Source organism: Aquimarina sp. BL5, assembly GCF_003443675.1.
GTDB lineage: Bacteria > Bacteroidota > Bacteroidia > Flavobacteriales > Flavobacteriaceae > Aquimarina.
Genome location: NZ_CP031963.1, coordinates 1,031,700 through 1,051,130 on the forward strand (window position 1 = coordinate 1,031,700; position 19,431 = coordinate 1,051,130).

A 19,431-nucleotide genomic window follows, 5' to 3' on the forward strand; every position below is an offset into this window, starting at 1 on the left:
CCAAAAACCCATGTTGCAACTTGTTAAATCATTCAGACTTTTTAGTTTCATCTTTTTAATAGTCATAATATCTTGTAATGAAAAGAAAACAGATGCTATTGACAGTACTAATAAAGAAATAGAACAAGAAGAAACCTTATTCACATTAACAGATCCTAAAGAAACTGGCTTATATTTTGTTAACAAGCTTAAAGAAAATGAAACGTTTAATATTATAACCTATGAATATATCTATGGTGGTGGCGGTGTTTCTGTTGGCGATATTAATAATGATGGATTACCTGATGTTTTTCTTTCGGGAAATCTATCTGGTGGAGGCCTTTTCTTAAATAAAGGTGATCTGAAATTTCAACAAATCTCTAAAACTGCGGGTGTATCACATACTGGTTTTAGCACTGGTACTTCTATGATAGATATCAATAATGATGGCTATCAAGATATATATATCTGCCGTTCTCTAGCTGGAGAACCTGAACTACGAGAAAACATTTTGCTTATTAATAACCAAGATCTCACTTTCACAAATAAAGCGGCTGAATATGGATTAAATGATCAAAGCTTTTCGAACCAGGCTACTTTTTTTGATTATGATAATGATGGAGATCTGGATATGTACTTGCTTAACCATCGTGTAGATTTTATAGATGCTCAAAATATAAAAACAACTAAAGACAAAGAAGGCAATACAATATTATATAAAGACACTAATTACAAAGATGTTAGTGATCGTTTATACCGAAATAATGGAAACGGAACATTTTCGGATGTTACCAAAAAAGCAGGCTTACTCAATAAAGCTTTTGGGTTAAGTGTTACTCCTACTGATATTAATAAGGATGGATGGACCGATTTATATGTGGCAAATGATTACTTGGACAAAGATCATTTTTATATAAACAATGGAGACGGATCATTCACGGATACTATAGACGACATGTTTTTTCATATGAGTAGAAACTCTATGGGATCAGATATAGCTGATTTTAATAATGACGGCCACTTAGATGTAATTAATCTGGATATGATGGCAGAACATAACTATCGCCAAAAACAACTAAAAGGGCAAAGTCCTTATGATTTATATCATATCGCTGTAAAGTTTGGTTTAGGTCATCAAGTGATGCGTAACACATTACAACTAAACAATGGTAATGGCACCTTTAGTGAGATTGGTCAGTTATCCGGAGTATCACATACAGATTGGAGTTGGACACCTTTACTTGCTGATTATGACAACGATGGTTTTAAAGATCTATTCATATCTAATGGGTTCTATAGGAATATAACCGATATGGATTTTTTAAAATATGATTCTAATAATGCTATTGCATCTGGAGGAGGTTCTAAAAAGGTTAACAACATGAGTTTATTAAACTTAATATCTTCAACTCCAGTAGCAAACTATATTTATAAAAATAATGGCGATCTTTCATTTACCAAAAAGTCTATTTCATGGGGATTTGACAAACCTTCGTTTTCTAATGGTGCTGTATACGCAGATTTAGATCAGGATGGTGATCTGGATCTGATTACTAACAATTTTAATCAAGAGGCGTTTTTATACAAAAACAATAGTAGAGAACTAAAATCTAATCATCAATATTTATCTATTCAGTTAAATGGCGACAAAAATAACGCTTCTGGTATCGGAGCTAAAGTAACAGTTACCACAGCAGATGGTATACAATATCAAGAATGTTCTCCATATAGAGGATACCTTAGCTCTGGAGAATCCATTTTACATTTTGGAGTAGGATTAAACAAAAGAATTACTTCTGTATCTGTAGTATGGCCAAATGGGAAATACCAACAACTTAATAACGTTACTGCCAATCAACGCATACAATTAAATATTAAGGATGCAATTGATAAAGCTCCTATAGCAAAGGCTGAAAAAGCTTTCCTAACCAAAGTTAAAAACATTTTTTCTCCTGAATTCCAACATCAAGAAAATGATTATATAGATTTTAAGCAAGAACCCTTACTAGAACATAAATTATCTAATAAAGGTCCTTTCATCTCTAAAGCAGACATCGATAATGACGGACTAGAAGATCTATATATTGGGGGCGCAAACGGATATTCTGGAACTTTGTATGTTCAAAATAATCAAGGAAAATTTATACAAAAGAAGAGTACTGCTTTTGAAATAGATAAAGCTTATGAAGACGCAGAAGCTCTTTTTTTTGATATTGATAACGATCAAGATCTTGATTTGTTTGTAATAAGTGGTGGCTATGCCTTAACATCTAGTTCTTCATTATATCAAGACCGATTATACTTAAATGATGGACAAGGTAATTTTAGTAAAGCTGAAAATGCGGTACCAAATAATTTTCAAAACGGAACTTGTATTGCAGCACATGATATTGATGGAGATGGCGATCTAGATCTTTTTATTGGTGGTGGAACTAAACCTCTATCCTACCCGCTTGGAGAGCAAAGCCAATTCCTTATAAATAATGGAGGTAATTTTACGAATGCAACTGATCTTCTACCAAATAATGGAAATCTTGGAATAGTAAATGACGCACTTTGGATGGATTATGATAATGATGGAAATAAAGACTTGATTCTGGCTGGAGAATGGATGCCAATCACTGTTTTAAAGAATAATAACTCGAAATTCACTGAGATTACAGAGCAAGCTGGTCTTTTAAAAACAGCGGGATGGTGGAATACAATTGAGGCAGCAGATATAGATAAGGATGGTGATCTCGATTTGATTGCTGGAAATCGCGGTGAAAATTCATTTTATAAAGCTTCAGAAGATCAACCTGCGATTATCTATGCTAAAGATTTTGACAATAATGGGCGCATCGATGCATTTCCTTTTTATTATTTCAGTGATGGAAAGAGTTATCCAAAACACGTTTTAGATGAAGTAGCGACGCAGTATCCAGATATCAAAAAGAAATTTAGAAGATATCATAAGTATTCGCAAGCAACGCTGGATTCCATGTTTTCTAAAAAGGAAATGGAAGATGCATTGCAATTTTCAGTACATACATTTAGTAGTGCTTATTTTGAAAACAAAGGCAATGGAACATTTGAGACTCACAACTTACCCAAATCAGCACAATTCTCTGAAGTTCGCGGTATTTTACCCTTAGATATGAATAAAGATGGAAACCTAGATCTTATTTTAACCGGAAACAATTACCACACTGATGTGGAAATGGGACAAAGTGATGCAAGTATCGGTACCGTATTATTAGGTGATGGAACAGGTGATTTTGAAACTATTCCAGTAAGTAAAAGTGGTTTTTCGGTAATTGGAGATACTCGCGGCACCACAACGTTACAGAAAAAAAATGAGACATTAATTCTAACCATATGTAACGAGGGAAACCTTCAATGCTTCACCCATAAGTAAATCATAAAGTACATCTTTAGCATATGCATACCCCTATAAAACGCCATCTTTATAGGTTTTTTTTATTGCCATAAATAAAAAAATGCAAACATGATGCAACCCTTTACTTTTTGTTTTGTCAATAGTAATAACTAGAAAAGAAAAGTAACTTTAAAGAAACTTACAATCAACAATAAATAATTGAAAACTAATATTCTTTATACACATAAGGATCTTATAGAAAAAAGCAAATCTGGTGATCGGAATTCGCAATATAAGCTATATGAACTATATGTAGATGCTATGTATAACGTAAGCATAAGGATATTAGGTATCAGGGAAGATGCAGAGGATATCATTCAGGATAGTTTTGTTGACGCTTTTAAAAACCTAACCTCTTTTAGATATGAAAGTACGTTTGGTTCCTGGTTAAAAAGAATAGTAATCAATAAAAGTATAAATCATTTAAAACTAAAAAAAGTACCCGTCACACCATTAGATCAACATGAATATTATGTAGGTGAAGAAGTTAATGAATCTGTTAAAACAATGGATATAACTAAAATCAAAAAAGGCATAGCACAGTTACCAGATGGATATAAACAGATTATTAATCTATACCTAATTGAAGGATACGATCACATTGAGATTTCCGAGATACTAGAAATTTCTAGTTCTACATCTAAATCACAATATCATAGAGCAAAGAAAAAACTAATTCAGATTATAAATACACTAGAATAAGATGGATGATTTTGAAAAATATATTAAAGAAAATAAACTTCTTTTTGATGATCATAAGCCAGATAGAGCAAAACTTTGGCGACATATTGATGCAGAACTTAACGTTACTTCTAAAGAAAAAATTGCGAAGCTTTGGCTATCTCCATTTATTAAAATGGCCGCTACAATTATCATTCTAATTGGGGTATTTTCTTTGACAACTATTTTCACAGCTTCAAATGAGTCAAATGATTTCGCTAATCAAGAGTTAAACGATATTGACACTTATTATAAAGGTCTTGTTTCATTTCAAGTAGAATTAGTAAAAAACAATGCTAAACTATCCTTAGAAGATAAAGAAGAATTTCTCTCTTTTATGGACGAGTTGGACAAAGAATATCTATTGTTAAAAGAAGAAATGGTCGCCAACCTTAATAATGAATACATCTTGGAAGCCATAGTTCAGAACTATAAAAAAAGAATTGAATTAATAGAAAATCTTTTAGAGCAAATTAAAGATTCAAAAAAATCCGATGATAATGAAGGATATATTTTATAAAAAATTAATACTCTCCTTTTTGATAATCTTCACTGTACATTCTATAAATGCACAAGAAGAACTATCGAAATCGATTGAAAAGATTTATGATTTTACTAATGCTGGAGAACTACAACTAGAAAATAAATACGGTAACATTATTATTAACGGATGGAGCCAGAACAAGATAAAAGTTTCTATAGACATTGTAGTTAACAAAAAAGATAAAGATGATGCCGAAGATCTTTTAGCGAGGATAAAACCATCCATAACAACTTTAGATCAGTCTATAATCATATTCTCTAACATTGAAGAGAAAAGTGACAGCTTTTTCTCCAAAGTATTTAATCGTGTAAACCCTTTTGATTTTGACAAAGGAAGCATCCAGATAGATTACCGAATAAGTCTACCTAGTAATGCAGAGATTCAAGTAACAAATAAATTTGGGGATATTGTTATCAATGATTGGAATGGAAAGCTAAAAACAAATTTACAACACGGCGATATGTGGATTAATAACGACATTATTAATGCTAATATCGAAATGAAATTTGGCAAATTACAAACCAAGTCTATCTCATATGGAAAGATAGCATTAAAAAATAGCGAATTTGATCATCAAACTTCTAAAAACCTTAGAATTATAAGTAGTGGATCTACCATTATGATTGACCAAGTTACTGATCTTGAAATTTATTCTAGTAAAGATAAAATCACCATAGAAAATATTGAAGAGATAAAAGGAGAACTAAAGTTTTCAAATATCATATTGGAAAACTTAAGAAATGAGGTAGATCTCATAATGGATGTAGCAGATTTTAAGATTAAAAACATTCTAAAACCGAATGCAAATATTAATATTAACCAAAAATCTTCTGAACTAAGCATCAACATATCTGATCTTAATTTTGATTTCAGTGCTTCGTTGGAACAAGGGCTATTGAGAATCCCTAAGACATTTAAAAACATTAAAAACACGGTAATAGATACTAAAAAAAGAATACGAGAGATCAAAGCTAATTATGGAATAGATTCTAACAAAGGTGCCTTTCATATAACTGGTATAAAAGGAGTTATCATCCTAAAAGAAGAATAAAAGACAATCAAAACCATTTATCAAATCAATAATCAAATCAATACTCATGAAAAAATCAATCAAATTACTAATTACTTTTCTATTGATTAGTATATATCAAATCAGTGCTCAAGAACCAAAAGATGAAGATTATATAGAATTTAATGATCGTAAAAATATTGTACACGGAGTTTACCTTGGTTTTAGTGCGAGTTATGGAGAAATTGATGGGGGAAATACAGCATTAATTGGCTTTAAGTTGGCATATGTAGCCAACAGACAATTCGAAGTAGGTTTTGGTATGAAAAGTTTTTACTCTCAACAAAACCTGCCCGGGATATCTATTTCTAATGATGAAGACTTAATTGGAGCATATGCAGGTATGCACTTAGAACCCATATTATTCAGTAAATCTAGAGTTAATCTATCATTTCCTTTACTAATTGGATTTGGTGTTGCTGGTTATATAGATCGTCAATTCAACGATAACGATGAATTTGACGAGAATGATTATGACTCGGATGCATTGTTCGTAGCAGAACCTGGAATAAATCTACTATTTAATGTGTCTAGATTTCTACAACTAGAAGCCGGTGTAAAATATAGATTCTCGAGTAAATTTAATATCCATCCTAGTGGTATAGATCGAATCAATGGATTTTCTGCGGGGTTCGGGGTCAAAGTAGGAGTTTTTAATCTTGGTAGAAACAGATATAAGAAAAAAGCTCCAAAAAAATAAATCTCTAAAAAAGATCTATTAAATACTTATTATCAAATGATTACAAAAAATAACAGTCATTTTAAAATATCTGTAAATTAAATAAAATATAATTAGGCATAAAAATTGATACAATGAATTTGTATAAAAAAGAAATGTTACCAAAGCCCCAAATGAAAACTAAAGTTATTATAAAAACCAAAAAAATTGATACTAACTATGTATTTTCAGACAACAGCCAAGTATATCTTAAACGCAAATCAAGTACTAAATCCGCAAATAGTAATTCTTTACACTCCCAAGAATGGTATCCCGTTAATTTTTGCTGGAAATCTTAATTAGGAAAAACACTCTTTGGTTTTCAAAGTATTTATTTTAATAATTAAATAACATCTGTATATCCAAATTGTCTGTAGATTTATAAAATAAAAAATGCTGTAACAAGTCTCGTACTTTTACAGTCTCCTTTATACACCTATCTGAAAAACATATCTTTTGAAAAAACATATATCTATTCACACACTGCTAGTAATGCTATGCACGCTAGTTCATTATTCCTCTATTGGGCAAGAAAAATTCACTATTAACGGTACTATAACTGAGCAATCCAGTAATGAAACTCTAATCGGTGTTAATGTCCTTTTTCCAGAAATCGGTAAAGGAGTCGTCACCAATGAATATGGATTTTACTCTATCACCTTACCCGAAGGAACTTATAAACTGCAAATTAGCTACTTAGGATTTAAAGACATTATTCAGGAAATCACCTTGAATGAAGATAAAAAACTGAATTTTCAATTATCGGAAGCTTCAGAAATGTTAGACGAAGTAGTAATCACCGAAAACGTTGAAAAAGTAAATATTAAGAATCCGCAGATGAGTCTTAACAAACTAACAGCGGGAACTATTAAACAAATTCCGGTAGTTCTGGGGGAAGCAGATGTTATTAAATCTATCATACTACTGCCAGGTGTAACTAGCGGTGGTGAAGGCGCTTCAGGGTTTAACGTTCGTGGTGGTGCGGCGGATCAAAACCTAATACTATTAGATGAAGCTACAATATTTAATTCTTCTCACCTTTTTGGATTCTTTTCGGTTTTCAATCCAGATGCTATTAAGGATATCAAACTTTATAAAGGAGGCATCCCTGCAAAATATGGAGGCCGAGTGTCTTCGGTTCTAGATATCTATCAAAAAGAAGGAAATAGCAAAGATTTTCATTTCAACGGAGGTCTTGGGTTAGTATCTAGTAGATTATTGGCTGAAGGACCTTTTATAAAAAGAAATAAAGGAGCCTTTCTTGTTGGAGGCCGAGCATCTTATGCCCATCTTTTTCTCCCTATATTAGATGATGGTAACGATAACGTAGCTTATTTTTATGATCTAAATGCAAAATTCAATTATAAGATTAATGAGAATAACAATATATTTATATCCGGTTATTTCGGGCGTGATGTATTCTCTATTAGCGAAAGTTTTAGAAACACTTATGGAAACAGAGTTTTAAATCTAAGATGGAATCATCTGTTCTCAGACAAACTATTCTCCAACTTATCTTTAATATATTCAGATTACTTCTATGGGTTAGAACTTGATTTTGTAGGGTTCGAATGGGACTCTGGTATTAGAAACTTAAATGTAAAATATGACTTAAAACATTACTTAAGTGATAATTTTCAGCTTAATTATGGTATTAATGATATCTACTACCGTTTCAATCCGGGTGAGATAAAACCAAATCGTGATGATTCTGGAATCACAAGGGATAAACTTATTGATAAATATGCAAATGAATTAGGAGTTTATATAGATGCTGAACATAAAATTTCAAATAACCTCTCTTTACAATACGGAGTGAGACTTAGTAACTTCACCAGATTAGGGCAAGATGAATTGAATATCTACGAAAATGATAATCCACTTTTATTTGATGAGGAACTTCAAATTTATGAGGCTGCAGATCCAATCGGAACCGAGAGAATTAGTAGAAGTGATCAAATAGAAAATTTCACTAATCTAGAGCCTAGAGTGGCATTAGCTTATGCTTTTAACGATAACACTTCTATAAAAGCAAGCTATAATAGAATGGCTCAATATCTGCATCTATTATCTAATACCAGCTCTCCTACTCCACTAGACGTTTGGACACCAAGTGGGAAGTATGTTAAGCCTCAATTATTAAACCAATATGCGTTAGGATACTTCAAAAGTATTAAAGATGATGCCTATTCTTTAGAAGCTGAAGTGTTTTATAAAGATATAGAAAACAGAATTGATTATATCGATGGCGCAGAGCTTATTGCAAACGATGCAATCGAACAAGAGATCCTTAATGGAGAAGCGCGAGCTTATGGTTTAGAATTATTAATCCGAAAGAATCAGGGCAAGTTTAAAGGATGGTTAGCATACACATTATCTAAATCAGAACAACGAACTCCAGGAAGAACACCTGTAGAAACAGGTATTAACGATGGAGAATGGTATAATACTCCTTTTGATAAAACTCACGATATTTCTTTTAATGGGAGTTATGAATTGAATGAAAAATGGAAATTTAATGCAAATTTCCTATTTCAAACAGGACAGCCTACGAATTATCCGTCTGGACAGTTTGAGTTTCAAGGGTTAGTGGTACCTATTTTTGATGGCTTACGTAATGACCAACGTTTACCAGCTTATCATCGTATGGATGTTTCAGCTACATTAACACCAAGAAAAAATAAAAATAGGAAATGGCAAGGAGAATGGGTTTTTAGTATTTATAATTTATATAATCGTAGAAACGCTGCCTCAATAACCTTTAGTCAAAACACAGAAACTCGGGTTAATGAGGCGGTAAGGACTTCTATTTTCGGAATTGTACCTGCAGTAACTTATAACTTTAAATTTTAGTAAGATGAAAAAACTAATATATATTATAATCGGACTTGCCATATTTACGAGTTGTGAAGATGTTATTGATGTGGATGTTCCTAATGGTGAACCAAGATTAGTTATTGACGCTTCTTTTGAAATTTATTTAGATGAAACCCCAATCGATGCATTAGGAGGTGTACGACTTACGTTATCTGCTCCTTTTTTTGATGATGATGTCCCAACAGTAAGCAATGCCACTGTGTTCATTACTAATCTTTCTGATAACAATATCTTTAATTTTGTAGAATCATTAGCAGAACCTGGACTTTTTATTCCGGAAGACTTTAATATTATCCCCGAATTTGATACAGATTATGAACTAACCGTTATTTATGAAGGAGAAACATATAAAGCTATAACTCAGCTTATCCCAACTACCGCTATAGATAATATAGAGCAAGGAGACGGAACATTGTTCGAAGGAGATGAAACTGAAATCATAGTTTTCTTTACAGATGATGGTAACAGAGATGATTTTTATTTATTCGATTTTGATTTTAATTTATACCTCCCTAGTGAAGATCGATTCTATCAAGGCGAGGCTTTTAATTTCTCTTATTTTTATGAAGATATGGTAGGAGGCGAAGAAGTGACTATCAAAATTCTCGGCATTGACGAGCGATACTATAACTATTCTAACATACTAATAGAACAAAGCGAACAAGAAGGAGGAAATCCTTTTCAGACACCTCCTGTACAAATACGAGGAAATATTATTAATACCACGAATCCTAATAATTTTGCATTAGGATACTTTAATTTATCGGAAGCAAATCGTTTTCAATTTACTATAGAAGAGTAATCATGAAAATCAGTATTTTTGAAGCATGACATTTACCAAGATCACAGAACAAGCTTCAAACTATGATCATCTGGAAAAGATGACCATTTCACAATTATTATCTAATATTAATAAAGAAGATAAAACGGTTCCTGAAGCTGTAGAAGAATCTATTCCTCAAATCGAAGCATTAGTCTCCCAAATTGTTGAGAAACTAAAAAATGGTGGTAGACTTTTCTATATGGGAGCAGGAACTAGTGGTAGATTAGGTGTAGTAGATGCTAGTGAATGCCCTCCTACTTTTGGAGTTCCTCATGAGTTAGTGATCGGTTTAATTGCAGGTGGTGATCCTGCTATTAGGAAAGCAGTAGAGTTCGCTGAAGATAATACAGAGCAAGGATGGAAAGACCTAGATACTTATAAAATTTCCGAAAAAGATATTGTTATCGGTATCGCAGCTTCTGGTACAACACCTTATGTCATCGGAGCTCTTAAAAAATGTAATGAATCTAATATAATTACTGGTTGTATTACCTGTAATGAAGGAAGTCCATTAGCAACAACCGCGCAATATCCAATTGTGGTTACTGTTGGACCAGAATTTGTTACTGGAAGTTCACGTATGAAAGCTGGTACTGCTCAAAAATTAGTGCTGAATATGATATCAACTGCTACTATGATTCAATTAGGAAGAGTAAAAGGCAATAAAATGGTCGATATGCAACTCAGCAATAATAAACTGGTCGATCGTGGTACACGGATGATCATGGAAGAATTGAAAATTGAAAGAGCAGTAGCTTCAGAACTATTAGAAAAATATGGTAGTGTTCGTAACGCAATAAACAATTATGGAGCCTAAAAGAACGGATAAAGAATTACTTGGTAAAGGAGTGCAGCGTATGGCAATTGCATTGATATTTATGTTTATTAGTCCAGTTGTTATACACTCTGCATTTAAGAATCAAGATCATCCTTACTATATTCCTATTTTAATTTTAGGTCTGACTGGAGCGGCTTTTGCCATATTTATGGCGTTTAGAGGGTTAAAAACAATTATGGATTCCATATTTGGTAAGAAATAAATGCTATTTTTAATACGATACTTATTAAAAATGTGAAAAGAGTGATCTTATTCCAAAACCACCCTTTCTCAAAATATTATTTAATATAAGAACTATCTGTATTAGTTCCCTGCTCCTGCATCTGCACAATCATCTGGTAAAGCATCATACTCTGTTGCAAATACATCATCGGCAATACAGTCAAAATCTCTATACACTTCAATAAGTTGTCTAAGAGATTCACAAGTACCTTGATTTTGATTCGCATTATATGCAGTAATTGCAGCTTCAACATTTAGTTTAGAAGCCAAAGTCTGATTTTCGCAAGCCACGTCATCTATCAAATCTTGAGCATCATCACTACCACAAGAGGTTATGAATAAAACAGATGCTACTAATGTTGCTTTTCCTAAGTTTTTAAAAAAATTGTTTTGGTTTTTCATTACTTTTTTGTTTTGAAATAAATTGTTAAATCAGCTGTAAACTTAGAAGTCTTATCCTCAAATAAAATCTTACTGAGGACATTCGAACCAATTTTGTTGACTAACAGCTAATTTGAAAGGAGCAATGCAATTTCTCTATATATTTTTTGATTATGACTGAACAACGACCTTGTAAGAAGTCGATCATCCTATTACAAGCTAAATCTTTAAGTATTCATTTCGTTAAAGACCACAAAATCCCCTACAAACATCCTTAGATAATTACCATTCGTCCCCACTCCTTAGTTTAGAATAATACTTAATATTAATTTAATGGAACAAATAGAGTATGCTCTATGTCAACACAAAAATACTATGGCAACAGATACACAAGTACAAATATTTATAGACGGAGAACAAATTCCGGCGTTTCAAAATCTATCGTTACATCAAGAAATTGATGCACATCATAGTTTTGAGTTAACCTGCCGAAAAGATGTATTAGAAAATGTCACAGATAATATAACCGGAGAGAGCGCTAATTTTTTAGGAGCAGTTTTTCTTTTGAAAATTCAGTCAGTTAATGGTTTTTCTGATGATGAAATATTAGAATTTAAAGGGATTGTAACTACTGTAAATACTGTTAAGGGATTCTATCAAAAAACGGGAGACCTTGTCCATATCTTAGGTAAAAGTTGCAGTATCATTGCTGATGACGGACCTCATTATACTTCTCATCAAGACATTGGAATATCAGAAATTTTAGAAAAAACATTCTCAGGATACGATAAAGGGGTTTTGCAATGTAATATTTCTCCAAAAAAAGCAACTCCTATTCACTATAGTGTACAACAAGAAGAGAGTGCTTTCCAATATGCAAGTAGATTAGCAGCTCAATATGGAGAATGGTTTTATTATAATGGTACTAAATTAGTTTTTGGCAAACCTGAAGGTAAAGATCCCGTAAAGTTGCGTTATGGATATGACCTTCTTGAATTATCAATGAAGCTAGAAGCCATTCCTAATAATTTCAAATATTTCACCAATGATTACCTAACAGATGGGTATCATGAAGTGAAAACAAAAGAACTAAATTCTAACACAAAAGGATTTATATCCACTGTTAGTCAAAAAAGCGATAAACTATTTCGGAAGGAAACCCAGGTTTTTGTAAGTGCTCATGATGATCCACAAATGAAATCCAGAATTGATGATCAGATATTACATCAAAAACAAGCTAACGAAGTTAATCAGATAAAGGTAACAGGAAAAAGTAGCAACCCAAGTATTACAGTAGGTAGTACTATAGTAATAGACGGAGAAACCTCATCCTATGGTGGTTACAGAATTACAAAAATAAAACACAGTTGTACTGAAAATGGCAGATACGAAAACACTTTTGAAGCCGTTACCGCAGAAACTGATGCCTATCCTAAAACGTCTATCAAAGCATTCCCGAAAGGTAAATCTCAGACAGCTGTTATAGTTGATAATGTAGATCCTGAAGGAATGGGACGCGTAAAAATACAATATGCCTGGCAAAAAGAAACAGGAGAAACTTCGCCTTGGATCAGACAAGCCAGTCTTGCAGGAGGTCCAGGGCAAGGAATGTATTTTGTACCAGAAAAAGGAGATGAAGTTATTGTTGATCACGAAGGAGGAAATGCAGAAACACCGATTGTAAAAGGTAGTGTAACCAATGCCTCTTCTGTACCTGAGAGTTTTAAGAGTGGGAATAATCACCTTAAAGCAATCAAAACCCGAAGTGGGAATCAAGTAACATTAAATGATGCAGATGGTAGTGTAACCATAGCAGACCCAAGCGGAAATACAATTGTCATGGGTGGCAATGGAGAAATCACGATTAATGCACCAAATAAAATCACCTTCACCTCTACTGATATTGCTATAGAAGCTAGCAATAACTTAACGATGAATGCAGGTAGTAATATTGCTGCTAGTGCTTCAAGCAATATGAGCTTGGATGGAGGTTCTAATTTTAGTGCTAGTGGGGGTTCTAAAGCCTCACTTAAAGGAAAAACTACTTCTATTAGTGGAAAACGAATTTCTATTACTGCATCAGTAATGGCGAATATACAGGCCGGAGTAGCAATGTCTCTTGCGTCGTTAGGTATAGGTATTGTAGCTGGCGCTACTGCTAAGTTTTTTGGAGGTAATGTTAAAGTAAAAGGAGGAAATGTTGAGATCAATTAACAAAAAATATCATTATGGAAGTAATAGAAAAACAAAGTATTTCGCTACCTAAAACTCCTATACTACTTCGTTATGATATCCAAATAGCAGAAGAGGTGATTATTGGAGGAAATAGTAGTAGTCAACTTTTTTCATACAAGACTACTAAAGAATTAATTAAGGTTGATGAGATTGGTTTTTTATATAGTATTAAAGTAGAAGAAGATACCTACACAAATAGTAATCCAAATATTACACAAGTGAAAGAGCTTTCTATTATACATCATAACTTAGTTTTATATACAAATATTCATGGACAAATAATAGATGTAGTAAATAGTGCATTTATTAAACAAGAATGGGATACAGCTATGGATAAATTGATTTCAAAGTATAAAAAGGACCTTTCTTCAAAAGAAACTATTCTTAATATAAAAAATATGCTTTCTGAAAAGAAGCATTTTTTAGAATATATCAAAAATCATTATTTAATGAAAGCACTGTTTCCAGATATATATCATCTAGAATTTGGGAAGCAACTAATTAATAATAATAAAGTTAGAGAACCTATGACTAGTATTGAAATGCCCATACAAATGACAGGAACAATGACCTTAGATAAAAATAAAAGTCTAGTGAAAATACTTCAAATGGGGAAATTAAACGATGAAAAATTTGATGGACAACCAATAAAAAAAGAATTAAGAGAAATATATGATATCCCTAATATGCCCGTCGAAATCAACTTAAATATTTTTGAAACTTGTGAGTTAAATTCTTCTTTTTTGATGATTGAAAAAGTTAATTGTCAGGAAATTCAAATAGGACCAGAATATCTTATCAGGCACGCTATAAAGACGAACCTTATAAAAAAAGAGAGATGAGCGCATTAGAATATGTACCAGAAGGTACCTCTTTGAAATGTAGCAATGCAGTTTCTTGTGTTCCTGCAGAAATCAAAGTGACCAACAATAAAAATGTAAAACTTTATGGAGAAAAAATGGCTTCAATGGCTGACATTGCTCCAGAAATAAATATCCCATGCTTTGGACAATGTAAAAATGGACTAAAAACGTGTGTGCCTGCTCCTTCAAAATGGGAGAATGTATCGTCATTAACTACGGTTTCTGGAAGTAACTATTTACTAAGTGATAGTTTCTCAATGTGTGGTCAAGGAGGAAAAATTGAGATAGATCTAAATGTGACTTTTACTAAAGAAAAGGATAGTATGTTGTCCGGTAATGACAAAAGTTCAGGCGAAACAGGTTCTAATGGATCAGGCTCTGGAGCTGGCGGAAAGTCAAGTGGAAATGGTTCTGGTAATAACAAGTCGAAACCAGAAGAAGATCTATCGAATTTACCCCAAACAATAATAGATAAAACGGATGAAAAAGGATTTAGATATCTTGTCGATGATGAGTTACGACTTGATATTGCTAGCAATCAAGATTATATTAGAGAGAATAACAACAAAACCTTTTCTGATATTGGTTTTCAATGTTTAGTAGAAAATCCTACACATGCAATCCCAGGTATAGATTTTATGAGGGGTTGTTTTCCTCCTCCTAAAATTATTGATGGCCTTATTGCTATTCCTAGAGATTTTATTATTAATAGAGGACAAGATATAGTTGCCTCAGGCACTACAGACATTTATGATTTGGGAGTAACTGTTAAAGACATAGGTGTTTTGGGTATTGAAAAGGCTGGAGAAGCCTGGGATGCAGCTCCAGATACTTTTGAAACACTTTCTAACGCTAGTTTTGAAGATTACAAACAAATGGGTAGCGACATGTTTGATAATTTAAAGAATCTACCAGGAAAAGTAGGTAGTAGTATAGGACAAGCAGCAGGAGGTTGGTTAAAAAGTAAAGCTGATGATGTGAAAAATGCTTGGGGAGCTACAAAAGATTTTGCAGCAGACCCATCGGCCCTTAATGGGTCTATACTTTCTACAAATGTTAGTAAAATAATTCCTGAAGGTCTAAAAAGACCTGTAAAAACAATTAACAACATAATTAAGCCCAAAAAAGGAAAAGCCGCATCAGTTGAAGAAGAAGCTGCAAGAAAAAAAAAGAAAGAAGCAGAAGAGGCTAGAAAAAAGAAAGAAGCGGAAGAAGCTAAAAAAGCTGAGGAGGCAAAAAAACAAAAAGAGACCGCTATATGCGATAAAAACAAACAAAAGAATCAAAGTTGCGGTGATCCTGTGGATATTGTAACAGGAGTCGTGGTATATGATTATGTAGATTTTGAAATTCCGGGAATAATACCTTTAAAATGGGAACGTAATTGGTATTCAGATTCTGAATACTTAGGACCTCTTGGTCATGGTGTTCATCATAGCTATGATATAAGAATAAAACAATTAAAACATAATTTAAAAGTGATATTACCGGATGGAAGACCTGCTTTTTTCCCCATCATAGATACGCACACTAGAGAGTTTTACAATGTAAAGGAAAAACTAACACTGACTTTAGCAAAGGATGAAACTTATGAACTATTCGACCATGAAGCGCAACTCACTTACAAATTTCAAAATAGAACCGGTCAAATAAAACTTTCAAAAATTTATAATAGTGACGGTTCTACTATACATTTTCAATACATTAATACAAGATTACATAGAATTATTGATACTGTTGGAAGAGTTATCAAACTTCATGTTGATCAGCATGAATTGATCACAAAAATCACACTTCATCATAAAGGGAAAGAGAAAACCTTAGTAAGTTATACGTATAATGAGGCTAAAGATATAATGGCTATTGAAGATGCTCTGGGACAAACAACTAGAGTAACTTATAAAAATCATTTGATGTTTTCTAAAACGGATCGTAATGGGCAAACTTATTATTGGGAATATGATGGTTTTAAAACAGGTGCGAAATGTGTACATACTTGGGGAGATGGTGGTGTTTTGGATTATACAATAGAATATGGTCCGGAATGTAATATTATTACAAATTCTTTAGGGCATCAATCTCTATATTATTATGAAGGTAATCTAGCAACCAAAGTTGTAGATCCGTTAGGTGGTGAGATCACTAAGAAATATGATAAGAATCAAAACCTTATTAAATTTATAAATGAAGAAGGTAATCAAACAAATTATGATTATGATGATAAAGGTAATATTATAGAAGTAAAGTATAGCGATGGGGCTTCTTCAGGATATACTTATGATAATAAAGGGCGCCTACAACTCAAAACGTTTCCTGAAGGTGGAAGTCTTATAAAATCTTACAAAAAAAACCGATTAGATTGTATTATTTCTCCAGACGGAATAATGACAACCTTTGAATATGACCAAGAAGGTTTAATTACCAAAGTTTTCGATAATCTAGATAATGAAACCCACTTATTTTATGATGAGGATAAAAATCTAATTGAAATTAAATTGCCCAATGGTGCTATTTCTTCGTGGGAATATGATGAATGGGGACAATGTATTGCCGCCATCAATCCGGAGAAACACAAACAACAATTTCATTACGATATATTAGGAAGAGTTACCCAAGTAAAATTACCTGATAACAATACCATTAAGTTAAAATACAATGGATATGAACAGGTAGTTGAAGTAATAGACAAACACCGTACTATAAAGTTTGAATATACACTTGTTGGTAGTCTCAAAACGCGAGAAGAAAATGGTAAAAAAGTATACTTTAGATATGATAATGAAGACCAATTACTTGGAGTCATCAATCGCCAAGGAGAATCTTATAACTTTACACGCGATGCCAAGGGTAATATAATTAGAGAACAAGGGTATGATGATATTACACGCTATTTTAGTAGAGACAAAGCAGGTAAAGTATTAAAAGTAGAGCGTCCTGATAATAAATATAGTATTTATGAGTATGATAAAGGCAGCCGCATTTCTCGAGTAGAACATCATGATGGAAGTTGGGCTACATATAGCTATAATAAAGAAGGGTTACTAATAGAAGCTATCAATCCAAACAGTCAATTAAAAATTCTTAGAGATGAAGCAGGAAGAATACTATCAGAAAATCAAGATGGACATGTAGTAACTAGTGATTATGGAGAATTAGGAATACGGACAGCAATTAAGAGTAGTTTAGGTGCTGATATCAACTTCGGGCATTCTGCTATAGGTGAAGGAACTAAAACAACAGCTAAAACCGGAAAAAGCAAAACCTGGGAAGCCGATTATAAGTATAACAGTTTAGGAATGGAAACTGAACGTATACTTTCTGGCGGTGTAACCAGTACTTGGAATTACGATAGCGCTGGTAGACCATTACTACAAAAAGTAAGAAACCAAGGCGGAGAACAAAGAAACCGTTCTTATAACTGGGATGTCAATAATAAATTAAAAAAAATTACAGATAACTTAACTAGAGGAATTGTTCAATTTAGTTATGATGATTTTAACAATCTAGCTTCTGCTCAGTACGAAGATGGCAGTTACGATTATAAACTACCCGATGAAGTTGGAAACCTATATCGCACCAAAGGTAAGAATGACAAAGAATATGGTAAAAGTGGTAAACTCCTACGATCGGGAGGAACAACATATAGGTATGATGAAGAAGGAAATTTAATACAAAAAGATACCCCAAAAGGTCTCTGGAAATACCAATGGGAAGCTGGGGGAATGTTACATAGCGTTACCAAACCAGACAAAACCCAAATAGTATTTGAGTACGATCCTCTGGGTAGACGAATCACAAAAAAAACACTATCATCTCAAAAAGAGTCAGGAGATGATAAAATTACAAGATGGATTTGGGATGGAAATGTACCGCTACATGAATGGAAATACAATCTAAAACACCGACCCAAAACGATAATCGACGAGTCAGGAAACATCTCAAAAGATAAAAAAGAACCTGTAGAAGAATTAATTACTTGGGTATTTGATCAAGGAACTTTTAAACCCGCAGCAAAAATAACTAAAGATGAAACCTATTCTATTATTACCGACCACCTAGGTACCCCTATAGAAATGTACGATAGTAAAGGTAAAAAAACTTGGGCTGTAGAGTACGACATATATGGAAAAGTTCGTAAACTTGTTACAGGTTCGTTGAATGATTGCCCATATAGATATCAAGGACAGTATGAAGACACTGAAACTAATCTATATTATAATAGATTTAGATACTATTCACCAGATTCTGGAACATATATTTCCCAAGATCCAATCAGGTTATCAGGAAACAATCCTAATATTTATGCGTATACTCATGATAGTAATACTTGGATCGATGTTTTTGGGCTTGATGAAAAATATAAAGCAGAAACAGTTAATGGTCGTAAGGTTTATAAAAACAATAAAGATGTCACACCTGGAAAACCAGAAATAGTGGATTCAAGTGTTCATCCTTCTATTAGAGAAAGAATCAACAATGGTGAAACAAATTTAGATTTAATGAATGCTGGAAATGCTCCTATTGGACCAGATGGAAAGCAGATTAACCTTCATCATATTACAGGAGAAGAACCTGGAGCGATGGTAGAATTAACAGCAACAACTCATAAAAAATTTCATAAGGAATTACACGGATTGATTGAAGATGGAAATAGTTTTAGAAATAATAAAGAATTAAAAAATTCATATAATAATTTTAAAAAGAATTATTGGAAAGAACGAGCTAAAGATTTTGGAAAATAAAA

The 19,431-nt window shown here is 32.8% G+C and carries 13 protein-coding genes; 12 read left to right on the top strand and 1 reads right to left on the bottom strand.

Translation table 11 applies throughout. From position 1 onward, the window contains the following. Positions 1-10: 10 nt before the first annotated feature. The 9 genes from D1818_RS04615 to D1818_RS04660 all read left to right on the top strand — a co-directional run bounded on the left by D1818_RS04615 (position 11) and on the right by D1818_RS04660 (position 11,188). A complete protein-coding gene (locus tag D1818_RS04615; protein WP_118456625.1) occupies positions 11-3,376 on the top strand; it encodes a VCBS repeat-containing protein in 3,366 nt (1,121 codons plus the stop codon). A gap of 180 nt (positions 3,377-3,556) precedes the next feature. Beyond that, on the top strand, positions 3,557-4,099 hold the full coding sequence (locus tag D1818_RS04620) for an RNA polymerase sigma factor (RefSeq protein ID WP_233558652.1): 543 nt from the start codon (positions 3,557-3,559) through the stop codon (positions 4,097-4,099). Between the two features lies 1 nt (position 4,100). Then, the gene (locus D1818_RS04625) at positions 4,101-4,637 is read left to right on the top strand and encodes a hypothetical protein (RefSeq protein WP_118456626.1); all 537 of its coding nucleotides are present in this window, start codon (positions 4,101-4,103) and stop codon (positions 4,635-4,637) included. After that, positions 4,618-5,712 carry a hypothetical protein gene (locus D1818_RS04630; protein ID WP_118456627.1) on the top strand — a complete coding sequence of 365 codons (1,095 nt, stop codon included), beginning with the start codon at positions 4,618-4,620 and terminating at the stop codon, positions 5,710-5,712. The genes D1818_RS04625 and D1818_RS04630 overlap by 20 nt, the downstream gene beginning before the upstream one ends. Before the next feature lie 46 nt (positions 5,713-5,758). Continuing rightward, positions 5,759-6,430: a hypothetical protein gene (locus tag D1818_RS04635; protein WP_118456628.1), complete on the top strand. Its 672-nt coding sequence runs from the start codon at positions 5,759-5,761 to the stop codon at positions 6,428-6,430. 510 nt (positions 6,431-6,940) lie between these two features. After that, on the top strand, positions 6,941-9,301 hold the full coding sequence (locus D1818_RS04645; protein ID WP_118456630.1) for a TonB-dependent receptor: 2,361 nt from the start codon (positions 6,941-6,943) through the stop codon (positions 9,299-9,301). A gap of 4 nt (positions 9,302-9,305) precedes the next feature. Further along, on the top strand, positions 9,306-10,127 hold the full coding sequence (locus D1818_RS04650; protein ID WP_118456631.1) for a DUF4249 family protein: 822 nt from the start codon (positions 9,306-9,308) through the stop codon (positions 10,125-10,127). A 25-nt stretch (positions 10,128-10,152) separates the two neighbouring features. Continuing rightward, the gene (gene murQ, locus D1818_RS04655) at positions 10,153-10,965 is read left to right on the top strand and encodes an N-acetylmuramic acid 6-phosphate etherase (RefSeq protein WP_118456632.1); all 813 of its coding nucleotides are present in this window, start codon (positions 10,153-10,155) and stop codon (positions 10,963-10,965) included. Next, positions 10,955-11,188, top strand: a complete 234-nt coding sequence (locus D1818_RS04660) for a DUF6095 family protein (protein ID WP_118456633.1) — start codon at positions 10,955-10,957, stop codon at positions 11,186-11,188. Before murQ ends, D1818_RS04660 begins: the two co-directional genes overlap by 11 nt. A 101-nt stretch (positions 11,189-11,289) precedes the next feature. Here the strand turns inward: D1818_RS04660 and D1818_RS04665 are convergent, their stop codons facing one another. Beyond that, complete coding sequence (locus tag D1818_RS04665) at positions 11,290-11,610, bottom strand: hypothetical protein (protein WP_118456634.1); 321 nt, start codon at positions 11,608-11,610, stop codon at positions 11,290-11,292. 354 nt (positions 11,611-11,964) lie between these two features. On the opposite strand from D1818_RS04665, the gene D1818_RS04670 reads away from it, so the two are divergent. From D1818_RS04670 to D1818_RS04680, 3 genes are read left to right on the top strand one after another with little or no spacing between them, the layout of a single operon-like run. Further along, on the top strand, positions 11,965-13,803 hold the full coding sequence (locus tag D1818_RS04670) for a type VI secretion system Vgr family protein (protein WP_162897260.1): 1,839 nt from the start codon (positions 11,965-11,967) through the stop codon (positions 13,801-13,803). Between the two features lie 14 nt (positions 13,804-13,817). Beyond that, positions 13,818-14,666, top strand: coding sequence for a hypothetical protein (locus D1818_RS04675; RefSeq protein WP_118456636.1), 849 nt, complete (start codon positions 13,818-13,820; stop codon positions 14,664-14,666). Next, positions 14,663-19,429, top strand: a complete 4,767-nt coding sequence (locus D1818_RS04680) for an HNH/ENDO VII family nuclease (RefSeq protein WP_118456637.1) — start codon at positions 14,663-14,665, stop codon at positions 19,427-19,429. The genes D1818_RS04675 and D1818_RS04680 overlap by 4 nt, the downstream gene beginning before the upstream one ends. The last annotated feature ends 2 nt before the right edge of the window (positions 19,430-19,431 follow it).